Origin of the sequence: Brucella sp. NBRC 12950 (assembly GCF_030268145.1) — a bacterium.
Classification (GTDB): domain Bacteria; phylum Pseudomonadota; class Alphaproteobacteria; order Rhizobiales; family Rhizobiaceae; genus Brucella.
The window spans coordinates 12,988-36,856 of record NZ_BSQC01000018.1 but is presented as its reverse complement, the minus strand read 5'-3'; the positions used below and the strand labels follow the sequence as shown (position 1 = coordinate 36,856).

The following is a 23,869-nucleotide window of genomic DNA, read 5'->3' as shown; positions in this document are numbered from 1 at the left end:
TCAGACAGGTACGACCGTCCATAATTGTTTAGGATCGCCTTTTGCATATGTGGATAAGATGACGAAGTTTTTGTCGCTATGATCTTTAATGTCCGTCTTGTTGTTCTCGTCAGGGCCGCTGTCTATGCTGACGACAGCGTCATTGCTATCGCTCTGGTGAATTATCACGTTACCTGTCGACCAAATGGGTTGAATATAAAACGTGGCCAGACTTCCGTAATCGGTGAGAACTTCGTGGTTATTGAGCTCATGAGGAAAGGTGGATAACCCCGTGCTGTGATCATGAGTGACAATATTCATTGAAATAGAAGTTGCGTTTCCACTTGTCTTGTTTGCCATAGAAAAATTGGTCACAGCAGATTTGCCGCTCGACGTTATCGCTCCGGCACAGTAGTTTTTCTTTCCCCAAGGAAACCAGCCGAAATAATAGGTTTCGTTGACACCCGGGTTAGACGAAGGGATCGTCAAATAGTATTCCGTGGATTTATTCTTGGCAGAAACGTTGGCGCCCGCATTCTTTCCATCCTGGACAGGTACGAACGCGTTTAGTTTATCGACATCATACTGTTTCGGGATCGATTCAAGATCAATATGCGCTTCGCCATTGTTTCCATAAATATCGTAGAATGTGATGTCGATGCCGCTCTTCAAGAGTGTCCCATCACTGTATTCACCGAAATAATAAATCAAGGAAAAGTAGACTTCGCCGTCGGCTTTAGGGATTACTACGCTTTGGTTGATAACGGAATTCGTCACTTTGTAGCTGTCATCGTTAGCCCCAGGGCATGGCTGTCCGTTATCGGCGGTCATTAGATTACGAGGCCATAAATACGCAGCGCAACTATAGAATCCATTCGCGTAACGGTAGATTTGGTTGTTTGCTGGCAGTGTCGTGTCCGCAGAGATGACACAATAGCGTATCTGAGCTGACCCTGAGCGAGCGCCGATTGCGTAATTCCATTGGCGCCAAAGGTTGCCGGCGCTGTTATTAGCCTTGTCGTCGTCCTCGTCTGCATGGCCGACATGGGTAGGGGTGATCTTGAGCAGGTCTGTCCCCATCGTGGGCACACTGCGCAACGAGATTGAGCAGGATTGGCCGTCATCGAGCAAGATGTTTGGAGGTTCGCCCAGCCAAGTTACGGTGGATGCAGCATTTGCAATTGTATATTGTTGACCAGATGTAACTCCAGTTAGTGTGACGAGAAAGCCAAGCGATAGGTTGCCGAGTGTGACTGAAGAGTTACATGTCACATAAAGGGTCAAAAAGGCGACGCCGTTTTTGATATAGTTCGTATTGGTTTCATCTGCATTTGAGGAGACCTGCGCACTCGAAGTGGATTGCCCACTAGCAAATTCGTTGCGGGTGAAGGAAAAATCCCATCCGGCGCTGTCACCTTGCCGGATTGGGGTGCCCGTATAGAAATCGATCAATGTGACCGCTTTCTTGACAAATCCAATACTGGGAAGGACTTTACCGTCACTACCGTCGAGCAATTCTTGGTTCTCGTTTTCCAAAGTCAACTGAAGATGCAGAATCGCTTGGTTGAGGCCGTTTGCATAAACAGGTGTTCCGACTGGATTCGGGCCGCTTGTTCCTTCGAATTCAAAGGTGAAGTTTCCGATCCGGGCCCAATCTCCCTGAGTGTCGCCGTCAACAACTGCCAAGGTTCGATCCATCTCGATCTTCCAGGTGGCGTTCGCAGTATATCCTGCGCTGTAGGGTGCCGTAATCACGTCTTCCAATGGGTTGGTTCCCTTGGTAGAGGCAAAGGCTGCAAGGGCCTTTGCAAACAGCATGACTTTGGAGCCGTTCCAGATCGGCTTTAAGTGCCAGGCTTGAGCATCGCCTGACGAAAGAGTGTCGGCTATGACAGGTTGGTACTGGGTTTTTGCAGCCATGAATAGTGAGGGGTTTTGCACCGCAAGCATAGGCACGCCCCCTTTTAACGCCATCTTTGTCGAGAAAATATGGTCAGAACTGTCCGGCTTAGCCGGACCTGCGACATATTTTGCGTTGCCAAAATAATACGGCCAGGTGTTCGAGTATTGAAGGTAACGCCCCTGGCCATCGACTACACGGAAGTTGAATAGTCCTTCGTCCACTATAGATGGTGTCAGATCTATTATAGATTTTTCAGTCAGGTTCAGGTTTTTAAGGTTCGCAGGATCATAAGAATCCGGCAACTTGTCTGGGTCGAGGGAAAGCCGTACCCCGTTACCATATGGATCCAGGCTCATGGAAACCAGAAGAGGGGTACGGGCAAAACGTCCAGTCACTCTGTCGCCAAACGAGCAGAAAAGCGTCAAATAGAGCGCCTTTTCGCTCGGCGTGATAGTGATCGTCTCATTCACGAACATTTCGGATGTGAGGTTATAGGTGTAGGATGACTGGGCGGGCACTAACGGCGCATTATCCGTGCCGCTTATATTGATTGGCCAGCAATAGCCCTTATACGAATAGGGTCCGCAGCACCGCTCGCCGAATGAGTAGTCACTGTTGGCGTATTGGTCGGAATTACTTATTCTCAATTGACCGGTCAACGGTGCTCCGTGTCGCATGAGAACGACCTTGTAATCAAACCGGCGCCACAGATTGGCATCGGTTTCCTGTCCGGTGGGGTTTGTTGGAGCAGTGTCGTTTTCACCGCTATGAGGTACTGCATTGCCTGAGACGGAAACAGAAACATCATCCATTTCCGGTGCTTGTAAAATGGATATCGATACCGGATGGTTCCAGTCCCCATCAACTGCATTGCGGACGAGGCGGCCAGTTGGGCCGCACTGAACAGAGAACCCGATAGTATGTTGGAGGGTCGATTCCGTTATGATGCGATGCGTGAGATACACTGTGATGGTTGCAATGGAACCTGCAACGCTTGCGACAACGATGTCGGCCGGTATCGCGGACGGATATTGGACGGCGTAGCCGTTATTCGCCTGTGTGGTTGTCAAATATTCGCTTACCGGCTTGCCTGTAAAATAATCTATGATGGTAATTGAATCCAACACGGCCTGAACGCTTGGTTGATTGTCAGTGTTGAGAGCTAGGCCGTTTGCATCCGCAAGTCTCAATTTGATATGGATAGCGGCCTGGTGGGTTTCATTAGCATAGAGCGTCCCATTAAGGGTTGAACCACTGGGGCCCTTTGGGTCAGTATCGAAACTTATTCCCATTGCAGTGACATTGGCCCAATCGCCAAAGCTATCGACAAGAATTTGAGTAACCATCACTATAGCTCCTGAATTACCCGCTCTATGTGAGGCAGGTACCAAATAAAGAACGCGAGACAATGCGTTAAATAGGTAAGTCGAATGAGCACCACGAGATCCGCTCGCACGAGAGAAGATGAACCATGATGCCTACTGGGTACCCGTCGGTTAAGCACACATCCGTTGCCGTAAAGCACCTTATATTTGTGACGGCGTTGTTGTGGGATTGACGAAATACTTTGTACCGTCTGTAACGTGCAACATGTTGGAAATGATCAAGTCTTTACCCCACCCGCCGTAAACGCCAGTAGCTGTGGAAACAGAGAGCAAGTAAAAATACTGCTTAGTCAACCCATCAGTAGAGGCTATGACCACGCTACATTTCGTATCCCAGACAGGCTTTAACGAATAAAATTGCTTGTCCGTGGCCTCAGAAAGGTCAATAGACCCTACCTCGTAACCATCATCGACGTTTACGACCTGTTTATGACTCATGCAGATTAGATCTCCCGCTGCATGATTGGCCGGAGACGCTGTACCTGCATTAAATCCCCCCAGCGCTTGATGGCAGATATAGTATTTCATCTTGTAGCCAACAGGCTCACCATTCGCTATTTTGATGATCAAATGGGGGTCGCCAGAAGAAATACAAAACAGCGGAACTCCTTTTATCAATCTCGCCAGGATATTGAATGGAGGATACGCTTTTGCAGGGCTTGAACCGAAGGCGTTGGGGTCAAAGGCAAGCTGACATTGACCGTCGTCGTCGCCGTCAGTGCTCGGGGTTGTGTCCTCGATAAATTCAGTCAAAAAATTCAACTTGGTGAAAGCCGTCGCGTCGAAGCCGCCAGTTGGTAGTTCATCTGAAGTAACCATGAACTTACCTGCATTGCCGTATTCATCGTAAAGTGTGATAATCAAAGGAATCTTAGTATACTGGAAACTAATACCGCCACCCGCAGAGCAAAACATCGTCATAAAGAGTTTATTGGCTTCGGTTGTAACGGTGGCAGTCTTCCCGGATATGCCACGCGAACTCATCGGGAATGTTGTTCTGGTGTTTGGAACCATGGGTGATGTCGAATTGACATCAGTGTAGACGTTCTTGGACCAGAAGTAGCCCTTGTAAGCGAAGTAGCCCGTCCTGCGTTCACCGAACGAGTACTCGTTGTAGTAAGCGTCGTCGCTCTCCAGAACGGTGCGATAAAGATGTGTACCATAGCGTGTCATCGCACTTTGACTTAACGTGATATGGTAGTCGAACTGCCGCCAGTAGTTGCCGTCGTCTGGATCATCACCGGCGGTGAAGGCGAGGGTACCGTCAACTTCGTTTGGGTGACGAATCCGTTGGCCGGTTATTTCGAGATCCGAAAGCCGGTAGGTAATTGGCGCGCGTGAAATCAGGCTCACCGGTTTATGAAATGTCCCATCTTTGGAGTTTTCTACGGGGATACCATCAAAGCCATCGCTATCTTCCGGTGTCACTCGAACCCCAAGCAAAGCCGTTTCTCCAAGAGCTGAGTCATCACAGCTGATATAGAAGACGACTTTTGCAAGGCCATTCACCAGCGTGTTGTTACCGTCAGCCGTCCCGTCTAATTCCTCAGCCGTCGACGGGTTAACAGTCAACTGTTTATGAAAGACATTTCCGACAGAGGTGAAACTCCAGCCGGCGACGGTGCCTGCCCCTAGCACATCACCAGTGTTATAATCTATGATGTCGATTGCGTTCAATACTTCTTCGATCGTGGGTGAATTGTCATTCGTGAGACGTGTTCCCGTACTGTCAGCAAGTATCATTTCCATACATAGAACGGCCTGATTTCGCCCATTCGCATAGACGAAGGTTTGTGTATTCCTTGAAGTGAATCCGTCGAAGTATGCCTGAAAATTTGTTATGGTGCCCCACTTGGACCCGTCGAGTCTTGAGGCTTTCTTGGCGATAATATCTGTCATTTTATTACCTATCTAAAGCTTGAATTGGAATTGATGAGATTTAACGAAATAGAATGACAGCTTCTTCTTCGATCGTAGAGCTGCCCATGAAAAGATTTGAATGAGAATTATCGATTGCATGTTGGACAATAATTGCGCGTCAAAGCAAATTGAGAAATTCTGGATCTTAATCGTTTAAAGTAAAAGACGGGGATATATTGCAATATTCAAACAATAGGCTCTGACGTTCTGTTCGCTGCTGCCCCTATAGGACCATGAAAATTAGATTTGGGATAGCTGGCAGGATTACGGGGGAATTTCTTGAATTAGACGACTGTCCGAGGGGTAACTCCTGAACCAATAACCTTTGCGATAGCGTATTTCGTGGGCGGTGGCACTTCGTTGCGGGAAACGAACATTCACTGCACCGTCGGTCCTACGGTTGCTGGCACTTTGCTTGGGGGCCTTGACGATCTCCGTCGACAGCCCCCAAAGCGGGCGCGAAACATGCTTGATGAAAAGGCAATGGATTTAAAGAGCTGAAGATCGTGAAGAAGTAATCGGGATTGCTATTTTACGTGTCTATTTATGATCTACTTTGAATAGAAATATTGAAATGTGTAAATATTACTAGGCATGTTGCGCGACTAAATATTTGATGTTATCGATTCGTATCAAGATAGTACAAATCGATATTATTACTAAAATAGTTTCATTTAATTTACTAATTAAGAGGCAGGTGGAATATGGGAAGAAGTGCTTTCTCCATTCTCAAAGGCTCCGGTGTTATCAGTAGCAGGACAAGAATTTTACTGTTGTCGACGGCATTTGTTACGATTGCGTCGCTCGGTGATGTCGTCCGTCTTTCTCAAGCAGCGGATGTTGAGTGGACGGAGGGGGCCAACTCCCAGTTCTGGGAGGATGCGGGAAACTGGTCCACTAATCAGCTTCCAGGCTCATCCGACCACGTTACGATTGCCTGGGTGTTGACCGGGACCCTTATGAATGCGCCGGAACTAAATAGCACAGCGACAATAGGACAGTTGAACATAGGTGCGGTTGGAAAGACAAGTAAACTTGTGCTTAATGCAGGCAGCAAACTTACTGTCGCAGGCGATCTCAACTTCATCGGCGATACCGAGCCGATCATTACCATTGATGCGAGTAACGTGACATTGACCGTTGGGGGCGATATGCACTTCAATGGCGAGCAAGCAACTATTATTATCAATAAGGGTTCTCAGTTAGTTCACGCCACCGATAAGTCTATCTTTCTAGGCGGTGCAGATGGGAGCGGTACTCTTTCAATCCATAATGCCGGTACGAAGGCCACCACCGGCGCGATAACAGTTGGCTCGGCGCAACATAGCGGCTCCATATATATGACCACCGGTGTCAATATGATCAGTACGAAACTCACGCTGGCGTCCGGAGGGACTACGTCGACTGGCACGCCAGGGGGTTACATCCACATGCAGGATAGCGGGACCCTGTTTCACGTTACCGGTGCGACTGCCCTTGGAGGAACGTCAGAGAATCACTTGGTGGTTACAACAGGGGCGATTTTCAAAGCGGATCAGGGTATCTCGGTCGCAACAGCGGCTGGAACCAAAGGTACCATTGACATTGGGGAGCGCACGGGCACTATTTCGGGTGCAGGAAAACTGGATACACCAACGATCAGCTTCGGATCTGGCGTGGGCGCTCTTAACTTCCGGCATAACGAGACAGATTACGAGTTTGCCGCCAAGTTGAGTGGAAACGGGACATTGACCAACATCGCCGGAACCACGAGGTTGACAGGAGACAGCACGCATTTTACGGGATCGAGTCAGATTACGGCCGGTACTTTGTTTGTCGACGGAGTTCTCGGAGGGACCGTTGCGGTTGCAAGTGGCGCGACCCTCGGCGGTACAGGAGCGATCGGTGGGGCGACAGCTGTTGCAACAGGCGGCACGTTGTTTTCCGATGGTTCGGGCACACTCACTTTTGACCAGAATCTCACTTTAAATAGTGGGACTCAGACCAATATCTCCTACCAGGGCAATAGTCATAATGCGCTGTTCGATGTCAAAGGCGCGCTGGCTCTTGCGGGCACTATCAACGTTGCGAGTTTTGGTGACAGTGGCCCCGGGGTTTTTCACGTCTTTCACTACGGCACACAAAGCGGATCTGCAACGGTTGGCTCTCTTCCGTCGGGTGTCAACGCCAGTGATATTTCGATACAAATCGACAGCGCGGGCAAGTTTGTCAATTTGGTTAACTCTGGCGGTGGTGCACTCAATGTTTGGGATGGTGGAGACGCCTCCAATCATGGAAATGGTCAAGCGGATGGCGGAAATGGTGTTTGGGATGCGACCAATAGCAACTGGACTGATGCGCCCGATTACCTCGTAAACGGCGCGTGGACGGAAGGCGACTTTGCGGTGTTTGGAGGTGCTGCGGGTACGGTCAGCGTCGATAATAGTGCCGGTGCGATCAGTGCTTCTGGTATGCAGTTCAGCGCCGATAATTATACGATTAGCGGCGCAACTTCAGGTGATACAATAACGCTCGCTCCTCAGGACCCTGCATCGACGGATAAGCCCATTATTCGTGTGGGCAGCGGTTCTGGTTCGGACACAGCCATCACTGCGAAAATTTCAGCGAAACTTGGCGGTCAGCATGGAATGCAAAAAAGCTTTGGTGGAACGTTGGTCCTGAGCGGTGACAATACTTACAGCGGCGGCACTTCCATTATAGGCGGAACGCTTCAACTGGGTGATGGGCAAAGCTCTGGTAGCGTTTTGGGTGCCATCGACACAGGAGCAGACGCAACAAATAAGGGCGTTCTGGCGATCAACCGCTCCGACACATTAACCTTGGCTGACGTTATTTCCGGAACAGGCAGTATTGCACAGATCGGAGCCGGCGAGACGATTTTATCGGGAACAAACACGTATAGTGGCGGCACTTCCATCAAAGCTGGCACTTTGACAGTGGCGTCTGACGTCAATCTTGGAGCCGCGCAGTCGGACGTTACGATAGATGGTGGTGTCCTCAAGTTTTCAGACGACTTCAGTGATACCAACCCCCTTAATCATTCGATTGCTTTAGCTGGCAGCGGCGGGTCTCTCGATACCGGGGCCAATTCGGTCGTCGTGGGAAGTGTTGTATCGGGCAGTGGCGCGCTTAAAAAGGACGGATCGGGCACGCTCATTTTGACGGCACAGAACACCAATACCGGCGGAACCGAGATTGCTGCGGGTACTTTGCAGATTGGCGGAGGTGGAACAACGGGTGATCTGTCGGGCAATGTCACCAACAACGGAACTCTGGCATTTGATCGTAGCGACAATTACAGCTTCAACGGCGTTATTTCTGGTTCAGGGCAGGTCGAAGTTAACGGTTCGGGTACGACAACGCTCACAGCCGATAATACTTACAACGGCGGTACAACGGTCAGTGCAGGGACGTTACAGGTCGGCTCCGATAGCAATCTGGGTAATGTGCAGGGTAGCCTCACTCTGGATGGCGGTACATTCAATAACACCCAGGCAATTCAGACTGCGCGCTCCATTGGTATTTCGCAGAATGGCGGGACTTTTAAGACCGATTCAGCTCTTGATTTGCAAGGAACAATGAGCGGCCAGGGAGACTGGGAGAAGACAGGAGCAGGGACGCTCACTCTTTCAGGCACTTCAGGTTCATTCACTGGCAAGGGTTCGGTTTCTTCGGGGGCTTTGCAAGTAAATGGCGTATACGGTGGCGATATTGAAGCGGCTACGGCGACTACGATCTCGGGCGATGGAACAATTGGCGGCAACCTCACCTTGTCCGGCGCTACGCTGTCGGGCTCAGAAGGCAGTACGTTACATGTCGGCGGTGATCTTGCTCTTGATGCTACCAGCCGCGTCAATGTTGCACTCGGGGTACCAACACAAACAGCGCTATTCGACGTAGGCGGCAATCTTTCACTCGACGGAACGCTGGACATTACTGACGGCTTTGGCGGATTTGGAGCCGGCGTATACCGAATATTTGACTATGCCGGTACTCTGAATGACAACGGCCTCGATATTGGGCAAGTGCCTGCAGGGGCAGATCCCCTTAAAATGGCCGTTCAAACCGGGGTATTGCACCAGGTTAATTTGATTAATCACACCGGTGTCAATGTGAGTTTCTGGGACGGAACAAACGGTCACGATAATGATGCTATCGATGGGGGCGATGGTGTATGGGACACCCTCAACGATAACTGGACTGACATGGCGGGTCATAGCAACAGCCCATGGGACGATGATAGCTTCGCAGTGTTTAGCGGCCAGGCGGGAACGGTGACGGTGGACAGCGCATCGGGTGGCATTGTTGCGTCAGGCCTTCAATTCGCCGTCGACGGGTATCGTCTTACCGGTGATTATCTCACATTGAATGACGGACAAGTACCAGTCATTCGCGTCGGGAACGGAAATGTTAACGGGTCAGCGTTCGTCGCGACGATTGAGAACGAGTTGCGCGGTACCGAAGGCCTTCGAAAGACAGACTATGGAACTCTCGTTCTAACAGGGAGCAATAGCTATACCGGCAACACCACTGTAAGCGGCGGTCTTCTAAAAATTGGTGACGGCGGCACCAGTGGTTCCATCGTGGGTGATGTTGCATTGGTCCAGGATGGGCCAACGCAGGGAGCGTTAGCATTTGATCGTTCAGATGTTTATGAGTTTGAAGGTAGTATCTCGGGGTCGGGAAGCGTGACGCAACAGGGTAGCGGCACCGTTGTTTTGAGCGGAGACAATAGTTTCACTGGTCCGATGAATGTGCAGAGTGGAAAGCTGCAAGCAGGTGTTGATGATGATGCCTTCGGCAAAGGCATTCTCAACGTCAGTGGAGGAGCGACCGCAGATCTGAATGGTCATGACACAATTACGGGCGGGTTGACTGGTGCGGGACAACTCGATCTCACCGATGCATCGCTTAGCGTAAATCAGGACGTCAATACCGAGTTTTCAGGTACGATTTCGGGCACGGGTGGTGTTACGAAAGACGGCTCTGCCACGCTCACTCTTTCAGGCTCATCTAGCTATAGCGGGGCATCGACGATTGCGGGCGGAACACTCAAGCAAGGCGGTAGCGGAAGTTTCAGTTCGGACTCGTCATTTGTGGTTGGTCCAGCTGGCGCACTCGACGTGGGTGGGTTCGATACAACTCTCGCAACCCTAGACAACAGCGGTACAATTGTCATGAACAATGGCACCGCCGGTACAGTGCTGACGGTTGATGGAGACTATGCCGGTCATGGCGGCAGCATAGCATTCTCGACGGTGCTCGGAAACGACAGTTCAATGACGGATCGTTTGGTCGTAAACGGTGATACTTCTGGTACGACACAGGTCCTTGTTTACAATAGAGGCGGATTGGGTGATGAGACGCAAAATGGGATCGAAATCATTGAGGTGAATGGCCAGTCTGAGGGTACATTCTCGCTCATCGGGGATTTTGAGACAAAAGACAAGCAGCAGGCCGTGATTGCGGGCATTTACGCCTATACCTTGCATCAGGGTACGACCGCGTCGCCGCAGAACGGTAACTGGTACTTGTCCAGCCAGCTTAAATCGGGCCCGGTCGATCCGACTAATCCCACGGAGCCAACCAACCCCACTGAGCCAACCAAGCCCATTGATCGCCGATTTGGGCCAAACATTCCGCTCTACGAAGCTTACGCCGCATCTCTGCGCGAGCTCAATACCTTAACGTCACTGCGCGAACGCGTAGGAAATCGATACTGGCGGAGGGAAGTGCAAAAAGATCCTGCCGTGTCGGCGAATGCGCCCGCTTTCTGGGCGCGCATTGATGGAGCTCATAGTCGGATCTCACCGTCGTCGGCCACTGGGCTGGACATGGAAACCAATACAACCAGGCTTCAAACGGGGCTCGACGGGCAGTTCTACGATGATGCCAACGGTATAGTTATTGCAGGCATTTTTGGTGGCTATGGAGTGGCTCGAAGCGACGTTAAGGCGCGCGACGGTGATGGTGAGTTGAAAACCAACGCCTGGAACCTTGGCGCTAGCGCGACTTGGTACGGTACCAATGGTCTATATGCTGACGTTCAGGGCCAATATGTCTGGTTTGACACAGATCTGTTCTCCGATACCCTGCATGCTTCTCTTGCAAGTGGGAATGCTGCGACAGGCTATGCGTTGAGTATCGAAGGGGGACAGCGTTTTCAAACAAGTGAATATTGGGCGCTAACGCCTCAGGCGCAATTAATCTGGTCATCGCTTCAAGCTGATCCGTTCTCGGATGCTTGGAACGCACAATACGCGCTCGGCAATGCCGATAGTCTTGTTGGCCGGGCAGGTGTCACAGTCGAGTATGACAAGAGCTGGCATGACGATCAGGGGATGACCGTCAATACTGGTATATATGGCCTGGCGAATGTCTATCGCGAATTCCTCAACGGTTCTCGAAGCGTTGTTTCAGGTCGATCGTTTGCGACGGATGTGGATAAGACTTGGGGAGGCATTGGCGTCGGAGGAACCTATGCCTGGGCGAACAACAAGTACTCGGTTTATGGCGAAGGTCTCTTTAATACTTCGCTCGAACAATTCGGCAAGAATTACGCGCTCAAGGCCAATATCGGTCTCAAAGTGAGCTGGTAGCCAAGCAGACCTGAGGACCGATCATTGGTCCTCAGGTCGCACGAGAAAGAACCACTTCCAAATTGATCTCTATTGGAAATAAAAACCTGCGTAATAGGGGAAGTAGATGAGTAAGATCAGTGCGCCAATATACTTACCGGTCGATAAATACGGTAATGGGCCTGCTATCTTGGCATATAGCGTTATGCAAGATGCGGTTTACGTTTTAGGAGAAGGATATCTGGGGATCGTCGCTGTTGGATTTAATGGCGATAGATTAAAGTCGAGTGTGAAAGTCGATCCAGGATTGACGGCATTGTGCACGGAGCCGGAAACAAGCTGGGGATTCTCAGCCTACCGCACGGAGCTCATGCCAAATCTCGAGGTGGATGCACTTGCTAGTCAAGGATTCAAACAAGCTTCGACGATCGACGTGCCTGAATTACCTTTGGTGGCAGGAGAAGTATATGACGTACCTTGGGTGAACTATGACGCTGACAACAATGAGGTTTATTACTGTATCGGGGCAGGGGGTATGTCGGATGCGGGGACTTTCGCAGGGTTCGTCATAATCGACGCCAAGACTAGAAAGTATAAGAGGCAAATTGACCTCAGTAAAAGTAATTTCGACATTCTTGCTACTTCACGACCTAGTGTAAGCAGACTGCGTAAGATATTCGTTTCAAACGGGTTTCATGTGCCGGGTGTAAATGGCAAGTCGGCTGTTTTTTGTATCGATGACCGAGATGACGCAACCGTTTCGTCGATAGTTATGCCAGATATCGCCGGGAAGCCTGTTGACTATGTTTCGGGGACAGTCGTCGATAACAATCAAGATATTTTATATGTTGTTTGCGTTGCAGACAGCAGCACCGATTATACGGCGCAATCAACGATTCATGCCTTCGATATCAAAAATGGTAACGCATATCTTGCCAGCTCCCCAGTATATGACCAGCCGCTGGAGATGCCAGTTTTGAACGTGGAGAAAAAGATATTGTATCTGGTGTCGCAAACAGCCTCCAATCCTGCAGTGGAAGCAGCGATGTTGCTGGTATCATTGGATCTGAAGACGATGACAGTTGTCAATCAGATCGAATTGCCAAATGACGCACCAATTTCGTCTATGATCCACCTCACCAGAAGCGGTCGGGTTGGATTGACGACTTCCAAAGATCCTGTTCCATCAGACACCAGAATACCTACCTTCCTCATCGTGGATCATCCTGAACAGCCATGATGTAGTCGATAGGATGTCCGGTTGACAGACTGCAACCTTTGGCCAACGACGCTAATTGTCGCTTTCGGAAATCTTGGATCTTATAGCTACAATCCGAGAAAATTATTGTGATGTGGTCCATAATGATGTACCAGCAAGGATAATTTAGCCTTTATAATCATATAGTTGAGATGAGTTGTGATGATACTGCTTTCACTGGGAAAGAGTAACAGATTCAACTGCGCCTTTTTGAGGCGTTGCGCGGTAAAATTTGCTTCGTGTTGTCACCAATGGTGTGAAGTCAATTGTTGATTGAGGAGAAAGCAATGCAGGACATCCACGATCACTTTGTTGGGCAAAAGTGGCTTTCGGCAACATTGATCACCGTCGTTTTGTTTTTTGGATTTGCTCCCTTAGGCGCCTTGGCCCAGTCTTCAGAGGAGAACCTTTCTCAACAGCTCGCTAATCCTCTTGCCAGCCTGATTAGCGTGCCTTTGCAGAGTAACTTTGATTTTAGAGCCGGTGCTCATGAAGATGGTTTTGCGTATGGTCTTAATATTCAGCCGGTAATTCCGTTCAGTCTGAACGACGACTGGAACGTAATATCACGTACGATCATCCCGATCGCCTATCGAGATTACATGCCCGGTGGCAGCGTGTCTGGACTTGGCGATATAAATGCGAGTTTCTTTCTGTCTCCGAAAAAAGCGGGGCCAAGTGGCTTGATCTGGGGCATTGGGCCAGTGTTTCTGCTTCCAACAGCCACCGACGACTATCTGGGGAGCGGTAAATTTGGGCTTGGTCCAACAGCAGTCGCGCTTGTTCAGGAAAGTGCCTGGACACTGGGCGCGTTGGGCAATCATGTTTGGTCCGTTGCAGGTCCGTCTGGCAGGAAAGACGTAAGTGCGAGCTTATTACAGCCATTCGTTTCCTATAATTTCGGCCACGGACGATCGATGTCTGTGAGCGTGGACTCTACATATGATTGGGAAGCAGAGCAGTGGACCGTCCCAATCAATGTGGGTGCTACTCAGGTCTTCAAAGTGAAGGATCAGGCGATGAGCTTCCAGCTGGGTGGGCGTTACTACGCGGAAGGCCCCGTGGGAACTCCGAAATGGGGACTGCGCACAACTTTGACGTTTATGTTCCCAGAATAAAGATGGGCGTATGAGTAAATGGCGCAAAATATTGACTGTTGCAGCCACGAATGAACAGCCGACCGATAAGTGCGGAGAAAATATACTCCGGGCCATCACTGGTCGCAAACGAGCCGTAACGGGCGCCGAGATTTCCAGCTCTTAAGTGGACATGTACGCCCAAAGCCGGACAACCATTTCATATTAGGGAGCAAGGTATTGCTCTTCAGCCAGCTCAGTTCTTGTCTATGATATTAATCTTTAGATCATAGCGTTAGATAGAGCGACAATGCGTTGGCACATTATTGTTTGCATGAATATTTTTCTTGGAACACTTATTGCTTTTTCGGGCGGCCCATTCGCGGCGCGTGCGGAGAAAGTTGCATCACCACCACAGTCAGACAACGAAAGAATTCACGGATTAATCCGAGAGCCGTTGTCCTTGCTTGTAATCTTGCAGGACGGAAGACGTGCGAAACTTGATGCATTTGTCACTCGACCAGCAAAACCGGGAAATTGGCCCATTGCTTTATTAACAAATGGCGCGGATGGAAATGTTCAAGCGGACCGCATTAACCTGAACCCCAACCGCTTCTCATCGCCTGCGATTGCTTTTGCGAGGCATGGCTATGCCGCTGTGAGTGTTCTGAGACAAGGGTTTGGTCGGTCAACTGGGCAGCCAGACTATGAAGGGAATAGTTGCGAAAAGCCCAGGCACAAACGCGCCGGGGAAATTGCAAGAGCTGATATCATTGCCGCACTGAATGCAATACGCCGACAACCCTGGGCGTCTGAGGACAAAGCGGTTCTTATAGGACTGTCCGCTGGTGGATTCGGCGTCATTGCTGCGAGCGCGGAAAATCCCGTGGGGGTTCAAGCTGTTATCAGTTTTGACGGAGGCAGGGGAGCTCGGGGCTTGGATGAATCAATTTGCGGGAGAGATGAATTGCTTTCTCTCATGAAACATTATGGAACCTCTGCTCGTCTCCCCACTCTTTGGGTTTATGCCGCTAATGATAGATCTTTCAATCCAGAGTTGGGAAAGGAAATGTTTGGGCTCTATCGTGGCGCCGGCGGTATTGCGGAGTTCTACGAGGCTCCGGCATTTCACCAGAACGGCCACAGCTTTATCGTTTCAGCGAGCGAGGATTTCTGGTGGCCAAGAATTGCGCAATTTTTGAAGCGGAACGCACTTCCATTTTCCGAGATCGTCGGACTGCGCAAAACTGATCTGCCCATGCCAAAGGGATTGTCGTCCTCGGGGAGACAAGCCTTTCGGGAGTATCAAGAGAGACAAACCTATGAAAAAGCTTTTGCAACGAATGGAAAGGGCGCATGGGGTTGGTCAATATGGGCGCGAACGAACAATGCTGCTGCCGAGCAGGCGATTACACTGTGTAGGAGGAGCCGTCCCGAGAACATGGCGGATTGTGCATTGTATGCCATTGGAAACCGACTTGCAGGTCAGCGATAGACTGCATCGAGCTCGATCAAGATTCAGGAAGGGGCTATTCTTATTTTGTTCGAGTGCTTCTACTTTTAGAGCGCGGCGTGTAACAGTCTAGCTGTATAAACATGCTCAATCGCGCCCATCAGCTGGAAATCTGTGCCCGTTGTTCATATGCTCTCAAAACAAAAGCGCGGGGTTCGTTGATTTTTTAGGACGCAATCCGATAGATTTGCCGGTCCATTCTGCTTCTTGCTGATAAGATGAACCTTTAGGAGCCATCTGGACGGCACAGACTGATCCTAGCGATGCTGGTCTAACGCGGAATTTCGAGGGTGCGTGCGACTTTAGTTGTTGTTTAATAGCGTGATATCGGGAATGAAGATTGTCAGACTCTGACAGTAAATGAAATTGTAAAAAATCCTGATTTTCCTAAAGTAAGTTTGTCGGTCTCTTACTAGTTCATAAGGAAACAAAAGTGTTTCTGTATTAAGTGATGTCGGAGAGGTGCCGAGTTCATGTCTGCTCGGCCAACACCCGTGAGCTTGATGCGTTTTTGCATATTGCTTGTTGCAAGCGATGACGTTTTCAAAACTATTTGAAGTGACGTACTCGGATTGAACTGAGCGGCTCACTTGTTATCGTAAGTTTACCGTCGAGCCGTCGAAGGCGTCATGGAGATTTGATCATTAGCGAATGTGATCGGCCGTAAATGGGGAATTCGTTACTTGGCGAGGCAATTCGCAAACGTTTTATAATCGTGATTTCACGTTATTTCACAATATCATCAGATTTTTAACTAATATGTACAAGACGTATTTGGCTTCCGAACAACCCCTGAAAGAAGGAGGTTACGTAACGGGATGTAACGGTTACTTGGATTGTATGCTCTATATCATCGATAGGCGGTCAGGATACACAACCCAAAGATGTTGTCATGCCTGATTCCATTAAATGAACTTTGCGCCGCCAACATCAAGCAATGGGTGGCGAGGTACGGAGAGCCCAGTTATTGGAAGCTATGTGTACTTTACCGAATTGATTACAGATTAGGTAAGTGGGACACTAATGGCATACGCTCCGATATCGCAGTCAAAAATCGTGTTAGCTTCTCAAACTAATTCTTCCGTCAAAGTCGGAAGCTTACGGCATTTCTGGCGGCCCTTTATGTTACGTGGCGGGCGTGTCGGCAAGTACAAAGGAATTGCCGGCGGGATTGCGCCCTGTGAAATGGGATCGAGCCTAACTTCTACAGTTGTTGCAACGGTTCTCTCACTCGGTGGTGCATTTCTGTCGTCAACAACGGCGTTTGCTGGGGGATGCGTCACCACCGGGAGCAACACGGTGTGCTCAGGCCCGGCCTCGGTCAGTGATACCACTAGAAGTATTAGCGGCAGCAATATATCTGTGACAACGTCACCGGGCTTTGGCCACGCGACCCAGGCGGGAAACGCTTTTACGATCCAAGGCAATGGCGGCACGAGCTTCATAGACACGAACGCTGCAACAATTTCTGGCCAAGCAGTTGGTCTGGCTATCACCAACAACAATCCGGGTAAATTGATTGTTCAGTCAAACGGCCAGATAATTGGCAACAGCACATCTAACGGTATTGTTGCGACGGCTGGTGTAGGAACCACAAGTGTTGATATTAACGTTTTAGATGTCAGCGGCTATGGAGGAGTTAGCGTTAACAACCTTGCAAATATAGATACTACGATTACTTCGACCGGTAAAATTACAGCGACGTCTGCCAATAATGGGTTCGGGGTCCTTGTAACCGGCGCAAACTCGGCGTCGGGTTCCACAACAATCAGAGTGAATGACGTTGTTGGCGGACAGAGTGGCGTTGTAGCGAATGTCTTTGGAGCTGGCGACGCCACCGTTATTGCTTCGGGTTCGATAGTGACGCAGAACGCATTCTCGGGCTCAGGTATATCCGTTAATGGTAATGTTGGCATGACGGGTGACATTAAAGTTGAAGCAAATAGTATAAATGCAGCTGCGCAGGGTATCACGGTTGGCAAGCGAGGAGCCGGAAACGTCTCGATCGCCGTAACCGGTAGCATCGAGGCGGGGTCAACAGGTCTCGTCTATGAGGACGGCTTTGGCTTCGTCTACGCAGGAGACACCAATGTTGATATTTCCGTCGCAGATATATCAGCGGGTTCCTATGGCGTATTATTGACCAATCGTGGTTCAAACAACGGTACTCTCAATCTCACTTCAACGGGTACGGTCTCCTCAAAGACTACCTCTGGCATCCGAGCTGTCCACTACGGCTCGCTCATGACCATGGATGTAAATAACGTTAGTGGTCGTACTATTGGTATTGATGCATTGGTTTGGACCGGTGGGCGTGACCTGGAGATTAGCGCGCGCGGCAATGTTGTAGGTGAAACTGCGCAAGGAATAAACGTTGAAGCTACTGCAGGAAGCAGGAACGTCGTCTTAGAGACCAATAATGTCACTGGAGCAACGGACGGAATTCGCGTCGAGGCGAACGGAACCGGTGCGGTACAAATTGCCTCGACCGGCAGCGTCACCGGTACATCCGCCGATGGCATTTACGCTTACAACGGCAGCACCACAAGCGATTTGACGATCGATACGGTGGATGTGACTGGCGGCCGCTATGGCATTGCAGCTTACAATTATGGGAAGGGGTCGACATCGATTTCTTCAACGAGCGATGTGACCGGCAAAGCGAACAATGGTATTTATGTCTATAACGGGGGTGCCACCACTGAATTGACGATTGATGTGGCGGATGTAAACGGCAGGGTCAATGGCATCGAGGCTAATAACAACGGGTTAGGCTCGACATCGATTGCTGCAACTGGAGCAATAAATAGTGAAATTAACACCGGAATTTATGTCAATAATGGCGGAAGCACGACGGGCTTAGCAGTTGACGTTGTCGATGTCACTGCTGGTGGTAACGGTATTGACATTCGTAGTTCCGGAAGCGGTGTGGTCGACATCAATTCGTCTGGTTTAATTTCGTCTGGCACCAACGGTATCTATGCAATTATCGCATCCAAGGCTGAGGGCCTTGATATTGATGTGAATGATATCAAGAGTGGCACTCAAGGTGTCTGGATCGATTACTATGGTTCCGGAGATGTTGGTATTGATGCCCATAATATCGTCAGCACTGGGGGCGAAGGGATCAATATCGAGACTACGGTGAATTCGAACGATCTTGTCATTGATGTGAATGATGTCACATCGCTGGGAAGTGCTATCCGTTTCAATCATGCGGGCGTTGGCGATACCATTGTCAACGCGAACGATATTAAGGTCACCAACGGTCACGGCATTTGGTTCAATACCTGGGGTTCAGGCGACGTAAAGGTTGGCGCACACGACATCGATGTATCGGGTATCGGTGTCTGGTTAGACACGGCTTCAACCACAAAAAACCTGGATATTGCTGTAAACAGTATCACGTCGGGCGATGACGGCATTAATGCCATTCATAGTGGTGACGGCACGGTCAATATCAGTGCGCAGGGTTCGATCGTTTCCGGTGATGATGCTATTGAATTTTATGCCGATAACGCAAACGTCAAGCAGATCAACGTTGATGTCAATAACGCAAAAGGCGCCGATTACGGTATATATGTGGTTAGTAACTCGAGCGCTAATGATCCCGCAGACCCAGATTCCTCAAACAATGACGTCAACGTCTCCGTGACCGGCCAGATTCAGTCTGGTGCGGGAGCTGCCATCTCGACACAGACCAATGCAGGAGTGCTGAGCAATATCACTGTCGGAAGCAATGCAACTGTCAGTGCGGATTCTGGCCTTGCCATTGTTAATAACGGGGGAGACAGTCATGTGGTTGTTGCAAACGGTGGCGTCGTTAACGGTTCGATCAGCTTGAATGCTGGCACAGACACAGTTGATCTCTATGGCGGTTTCTCGGGAATTACATCACTCGACGGTGGTACAGGTGATGATCAGCTGACACTTCATGATGCGGATAGCTCCTATGATGGGTCTAAAATCCAGAACTGGGAAATATTCACGCTTGATAACAGCAGGCTTGAACTGACCAATGGCAGCCTTGCAGTCGGAGCGGCGGGAGACGCTGCGACGGGCGTTTATCTGACGAACTCTTCGACGCTAGATGGCGGGGCTGCGCTGGCGCTTGCCGCCAATCTGACGGTCGATGCGAGCTCGTCCTTTGTTGCAACAGGCAGTGGTACAGGTGTTTACACTATCTCTGGCGGCGTGAACAATTCAGGATTGATCACAACACAGGACAATCTGGCTGGTGATGTTGTAACGATTGCCGGCAATTATAGTGGCGATAACGGTCGTCTTTCGATCGACACCGCGCTTGGTGACGACAGCTCGACTACGGATAAGCTTGTCGTTAAAGGCGATACATCGGGTATGACATCAGTCTATGTGGCGAATGCCGGGGGTAGTGGTGCGCTTACGACGGACGGCATCGAGGTAATCTCGGTCGGCGGCACATCGAACGGTGTTTTCAGTCTCGTTGGCAATGAAGTGTACTCAAACCAGCAAGTTATCGTTGCTGGTGCTTATGCCTATGGGCTTTATAAAGGAAATGCATCCGGTATTGATAAGTCAGATTGGTATTTGCGCTCTGTAAAGAAGGTTGAAGATACCGGCACTGGCGGTACGGATCCGAATACTGGCGGTGGCAATACGGGTGGCGGTAATACTGGTGGCGGCGAATTTGTTCTGACGCCAGCTGCTGAAACTTACGAAGCCTACCCGCAAGCGCTCCTCGGGTTGAACGGGATATCGACGCTGCAGCAGCGCGTTGGTAACCGTTTCTGGGCAGGTAACGGCAACAAGGTAATTGAACAGGGTGCGGATCCCGTTGGCACACCGTATGCAACGCCACAGGAAGCAGGTGTGGCGATAGAAGGCAATGGTGTGTGGGGTCGTATTGAAGGTGCACACAATCGCTTTGGATCTGACTCTTCCACAACAGGCGGCGATTTCAGGCAAAATTCTGTCAAATTGCAGGCCGGTATTGATGGTTTGCTAAGCGAAGCCGAGAGCGGTAAGCTTATCGGCGGCGTGTTTGCCCAATATGTACATGGCAAAACCAAGATCTCGTCCAATGACGCCACTGGCTGGGGCGATGGCAATATTGCTACAGATGGGTACGGTTTGGGTGGCACGCTGACCTGGTATGGCGAGAATGGCTTTTACATTGACGCTCAGGGCCAAGCCACATGGTACAAAAGTGATCTCGTATCAGACTACAATGATAAGACATTCGTAGATGGCAATAGCGGCTTCGGTTACGCCCTTTCGTTGGAGGGTGGTAAGCGGATCGAGATTAATCCTGAGTGGGCAGTCACGCCGCAGGCGCAACTTGTCTATTCTAGCGTCAAGTTCGACGATTTCATCGATATTTATGGCGCATCGGTCAGTCTTGATCGCGGAGACAGCTTGCAGGGTCGCCTTGGTCTGACGCTCGATCATGAGACCTCGTGGCAAAACGGCAATGGGATGAAGAACCGTAGCCATATTTATGGCATCGCTGACCTTTACTATGAGTTCCTTGAAGGCAGCAAAGTCAATGTTAACGATCTGAGCCTTGCTAGCCGTCAGGATCGCGTGTGGGGTGGACTTGGCATCGGTGGATCCTACAACTGGAATGATGACAAGTATTCGATCTTCGGAGAAGGGGTCGTCAATACCAGCCTCAATGACTTTGGTGACAGTTATTCGATCAAGGGGAATGTGGGCTTCCGCGTGAAGTGGTAAAACAGTTTACCGCAGGCCTGCGTCAAATACTCTCAGATACAGGTCTTTGTGACAAAAGCCGCTGTCAGTCTGCTCGCACCGCTTGGTATAGCGGACTGACAGCGGCATATTGTGGAATGCTATTTCAGGAGCTCGACTTTAGGAAGGCCGTAAATGTCAGAATAGCCCATCAAGCAAAGATGCATTCCCGGAAAGGTTGTGAATAGGTCGATGGGTCGGATAATATATATCGCAAATAATACTTTTATAGTTATTCGATTGGTAAGACAAAGTTGCTTTATAAAAAAGATATTTTATTTTTAGAGTATTAACGTGAACTAACCAGAAAAAGATTCACTCTGAATAATTATTTCAGGCAGATAGTGCTTTCAATTTGCTAAAGGGGTGGCGCTGTATTGGTGCATGAATTGAAGCCTATCTGGCTGCGTAAAATTTCAATCTAGAGTAATATTGTCATTCGTGTGAGGGTTGCTTTTTAAACGAGAGCTTTTTGATGGGATATTGCGCTAACCACATGGATATCCGGTGCTTTTCTAAATCTTATATAGTCTTGATTTTTTTAATCGCGCGCGGCTTCGTTGAAGATAAGTTTCAAATGATCGCTTGGCAGATAGGTCCTTCAGGCGGGCTAAGTTGTTGAATAATGGGCATTGATCAAATATCTATTTATTAGAGAATATTAGTTGACACAGCTTGGCGACGCAACCATAAGGTGCTCTGATTGTGTTGCGGCGGGACCTAATATTTGATCGCAGACAACGTACAAGACGCGTGTGCATCTCAACAGGTTGACAACTGTTGCGGTGGCGAACTCGTTGTGCGTTGTCCGAGTTCATGGGCGGATTTCACGGACACAACAATCATTGAACTTCCCGATCACGGGAGGTTTAGTTTGGTATTGTAGAGCTAGATAGGCGTCCAAAATGAAAGCAGTCGTGTTTCCTAAGGCCGAGAGTGGAGCGTCGCGAAACTTTGATGGAAACCGCATCCGGCTTGAGACGCCAAGTGTTGTTCAGCTGCAAATCGGGCCCGAGGAAGTCGCGCGCTTTGAGCGCGATGGAAACAACCTGCTCCTTATTCTTGAAGACGGTTCGGTCGTAGTCATCGAGAATTTCTTTGTCACAAACGGTGACGCTCGCAATGATCTGGTTTTCGAAGACGGAAACGACGTTACATGGTGGGCGCAGTATGGCGAGACCTGGTCGGGATTTGATATAGCTGAGATCAATTCAACCACCACGGCCGCACCTTTGCCGATGGCACTTCTGGCAGGTATCGGCCTGGCTGCAGGCGGGGCTGCGATTGCTCTTGGCTCTGGCGGCGGTAGTGATGATGGCCCGTCCAACAGGGCGCCTGTTGTTTCTGCTGACCCAGTTGAGACTGCAGAGGACAACGTTTTCAAGGGCGTGATCACCGCAAAAGACGCTGATGGAGACACTCTGACTTTTGAACTTAGTGGCGAAGGCCCTAAGCACGGTACCGTCACGGTTAATCCGGACGGAACCTATACCTACACACCTCATGCCGACTATAACGGTCCCGACAGCTTCGATGTCGTCGTATCCGACGGTCGAGGTGGGAAAACGATTGTTACCGTTCCAATCACGGTGACGCCGGTAGTTGACATTGCTCCCGATGAGGCTGTCACCCATGCGGGTGAGCCGGTAACCACCGCTGTACTTTCTAATGATACATTCAAGGATCCAGACGCCCGCATTAGTGCCGTAACTCCTGGCGCACATGGATCCGTCGTCGTTAATCCAGATGGAACGATAACTTATACACCGAAACCTGGTTTCGTGGGAACTGACACCTACACTTACACGGTTTCAAGCGGCGGCACCGAAGAGACAACGACTGTCACTGTTACGGTGAACAATCAGCCTCCGGTTACTGAGCCAGAATCCGTTATTGCCCCCGAAGATACGCCCGTAACCGGTAATCTGCTTGGCAATGATAGTGATCCAGATGGTGATGCGATCTCAATTACCCGTTTCGAGATCAACGGTTCGACCTATCTTCCTGGCGAAAAAGTTAGCATTCCTGACATTGGCGTGCTTGTGATCAAGGCTGATGGCTCATATTCTTTTGAACCTGTTGCCAACTGGAACGGTAAGGTTCCAACCGTTACCTACACTGTCAGTGACGGTAACGACGGCGGTTCGACGACAAGCACTCTTGATATAGAAATTACGCCCGTTGATGACCTGCCGGAGACTGTTGGCACGATTGTCGATCAGGCGAACAATGACGCTGACGCCATCACTTCGCTTGATGTGAGCGGTTTCTTCAAGGATGTTGATGGCGATACGCTTACCTATAGCGCCACGGGGCTGCCTAAGGGTCTGACGATTGATCCAAATACGGGCATTATCAGCGGCACCATTGATCCATCCGCAAGCCAGGACGGTGTGGGCGGTGCGCATAGTGTGACGATCACGGTCAGTGATGGCACCAGCACTGTCGATCAAACCTTCACATGGACTGTTTCCAATCCTGCTCCGGTTGCCAATGATGATGCTGTAAGCACTGACGAAGATAC

General features: G+C 49.9%; 8 protein-coding genes. 6 read left to right on the top strand and 2 right to left on the bottom strand.

What is annotated here, in order from left to right:
• The gene (locus tag QSJ70_RS23855) at positions 1-3,228 is read right to left on the bottom strand and encodes a hypothetical protein (RefSeq protein ID WP_285540250.1); all 3,228 of its coding nucleotides are present in this window, start codon (positions 3,226-3,228) and stop codon (positions 1-3) included.
• Positions 3,229-3,408: 180 nt separating this feature from the next.
• Entirely contained in the window at positions 3,409-5,166 is a 1,758-nt protein-coding gene (locus tag QSJ70_RS23850; protein ID WP_285540249.1) for a hypothetical protein, read from the bottom strand.
• 794 nt (positions 5,167-5,960) lie between these two features.
• Between QSJ70_RS23850 and QSJ70_RS23845 the strand changes: the two genes are divergently transcribed.
• From QSJ70_RS23845 to QSJ70_RS23820, 6 genes are all read left to right on the top strand, one after another.
• Positions 5,961-11,786, top strand: coding sequence for an autotransporter outer membrane beta-barrel domain-containing protein (locus QSJ70_RS23845; RefSeq protein ID WP_285540247.1), 5,826 nt, complete (start codon positions 5,961-5,963; stop codon positions 11,784-11,786).
• A 106-nt stretch (positions 11,787-11,892) separates the two neighbouring features.
• Complete coding sequence (locus QSJ70_RS23840) at positions 11,893-13,005, top strand: hypothetical protein (protein WP_285540244.1); 1,113 nt, start codon at positions 11,893-11,895, stop codon at positions 13,003-13,005.
• Between the two features lie 305 nt (positions 13,006-13,310).
• The gene (locus tag QSJ70_RS23835) at positions 13,311-14,141 is read left to right on the top strand and encodes a transporter (protein ID WP_285540242.1); all 831 of its coding nucleotides are present in this window, start codon (positions 13,311-13,313) and stop codon (positions 14,139-14,141) included.
• A gap of 268 nt (positions 14,142-14,409) precedes the next feature.
• Positions 14,410-15,594 (top strand): dienelactone hydrolase family protein, encoded by a 1,185-nt coding sequence (locus QSJ70_RS23830; protein WP_285540240.1) that lies wholly within the window; start codon positions 14,410-14,412, stop codon positions 15,592-15,594.
• 1,140 nt (positions 15,595-16,734) lie between these two features.
• A complete protein-coding gene (locus QSJ70_RS23825) occupies positions 16,735-21,327 on the top strand; it encodes an autotransporter outer membrane beta-barrel domain-containing protein (RefSeq protein WP_285540238.1) in 4,593 nt (1,530 codons plus the stop codon).
• Positions 21,328-22,250: 923 nt separating this feature from the next.
• A partial coding sequence (locus tag QSJ70_RS23820) for an Ig-like domain-containing protein (protein WP_285540236.1) occupies positions 22,251-23,869 on the top strand: 1,619 nt, incomplete at its 3' end.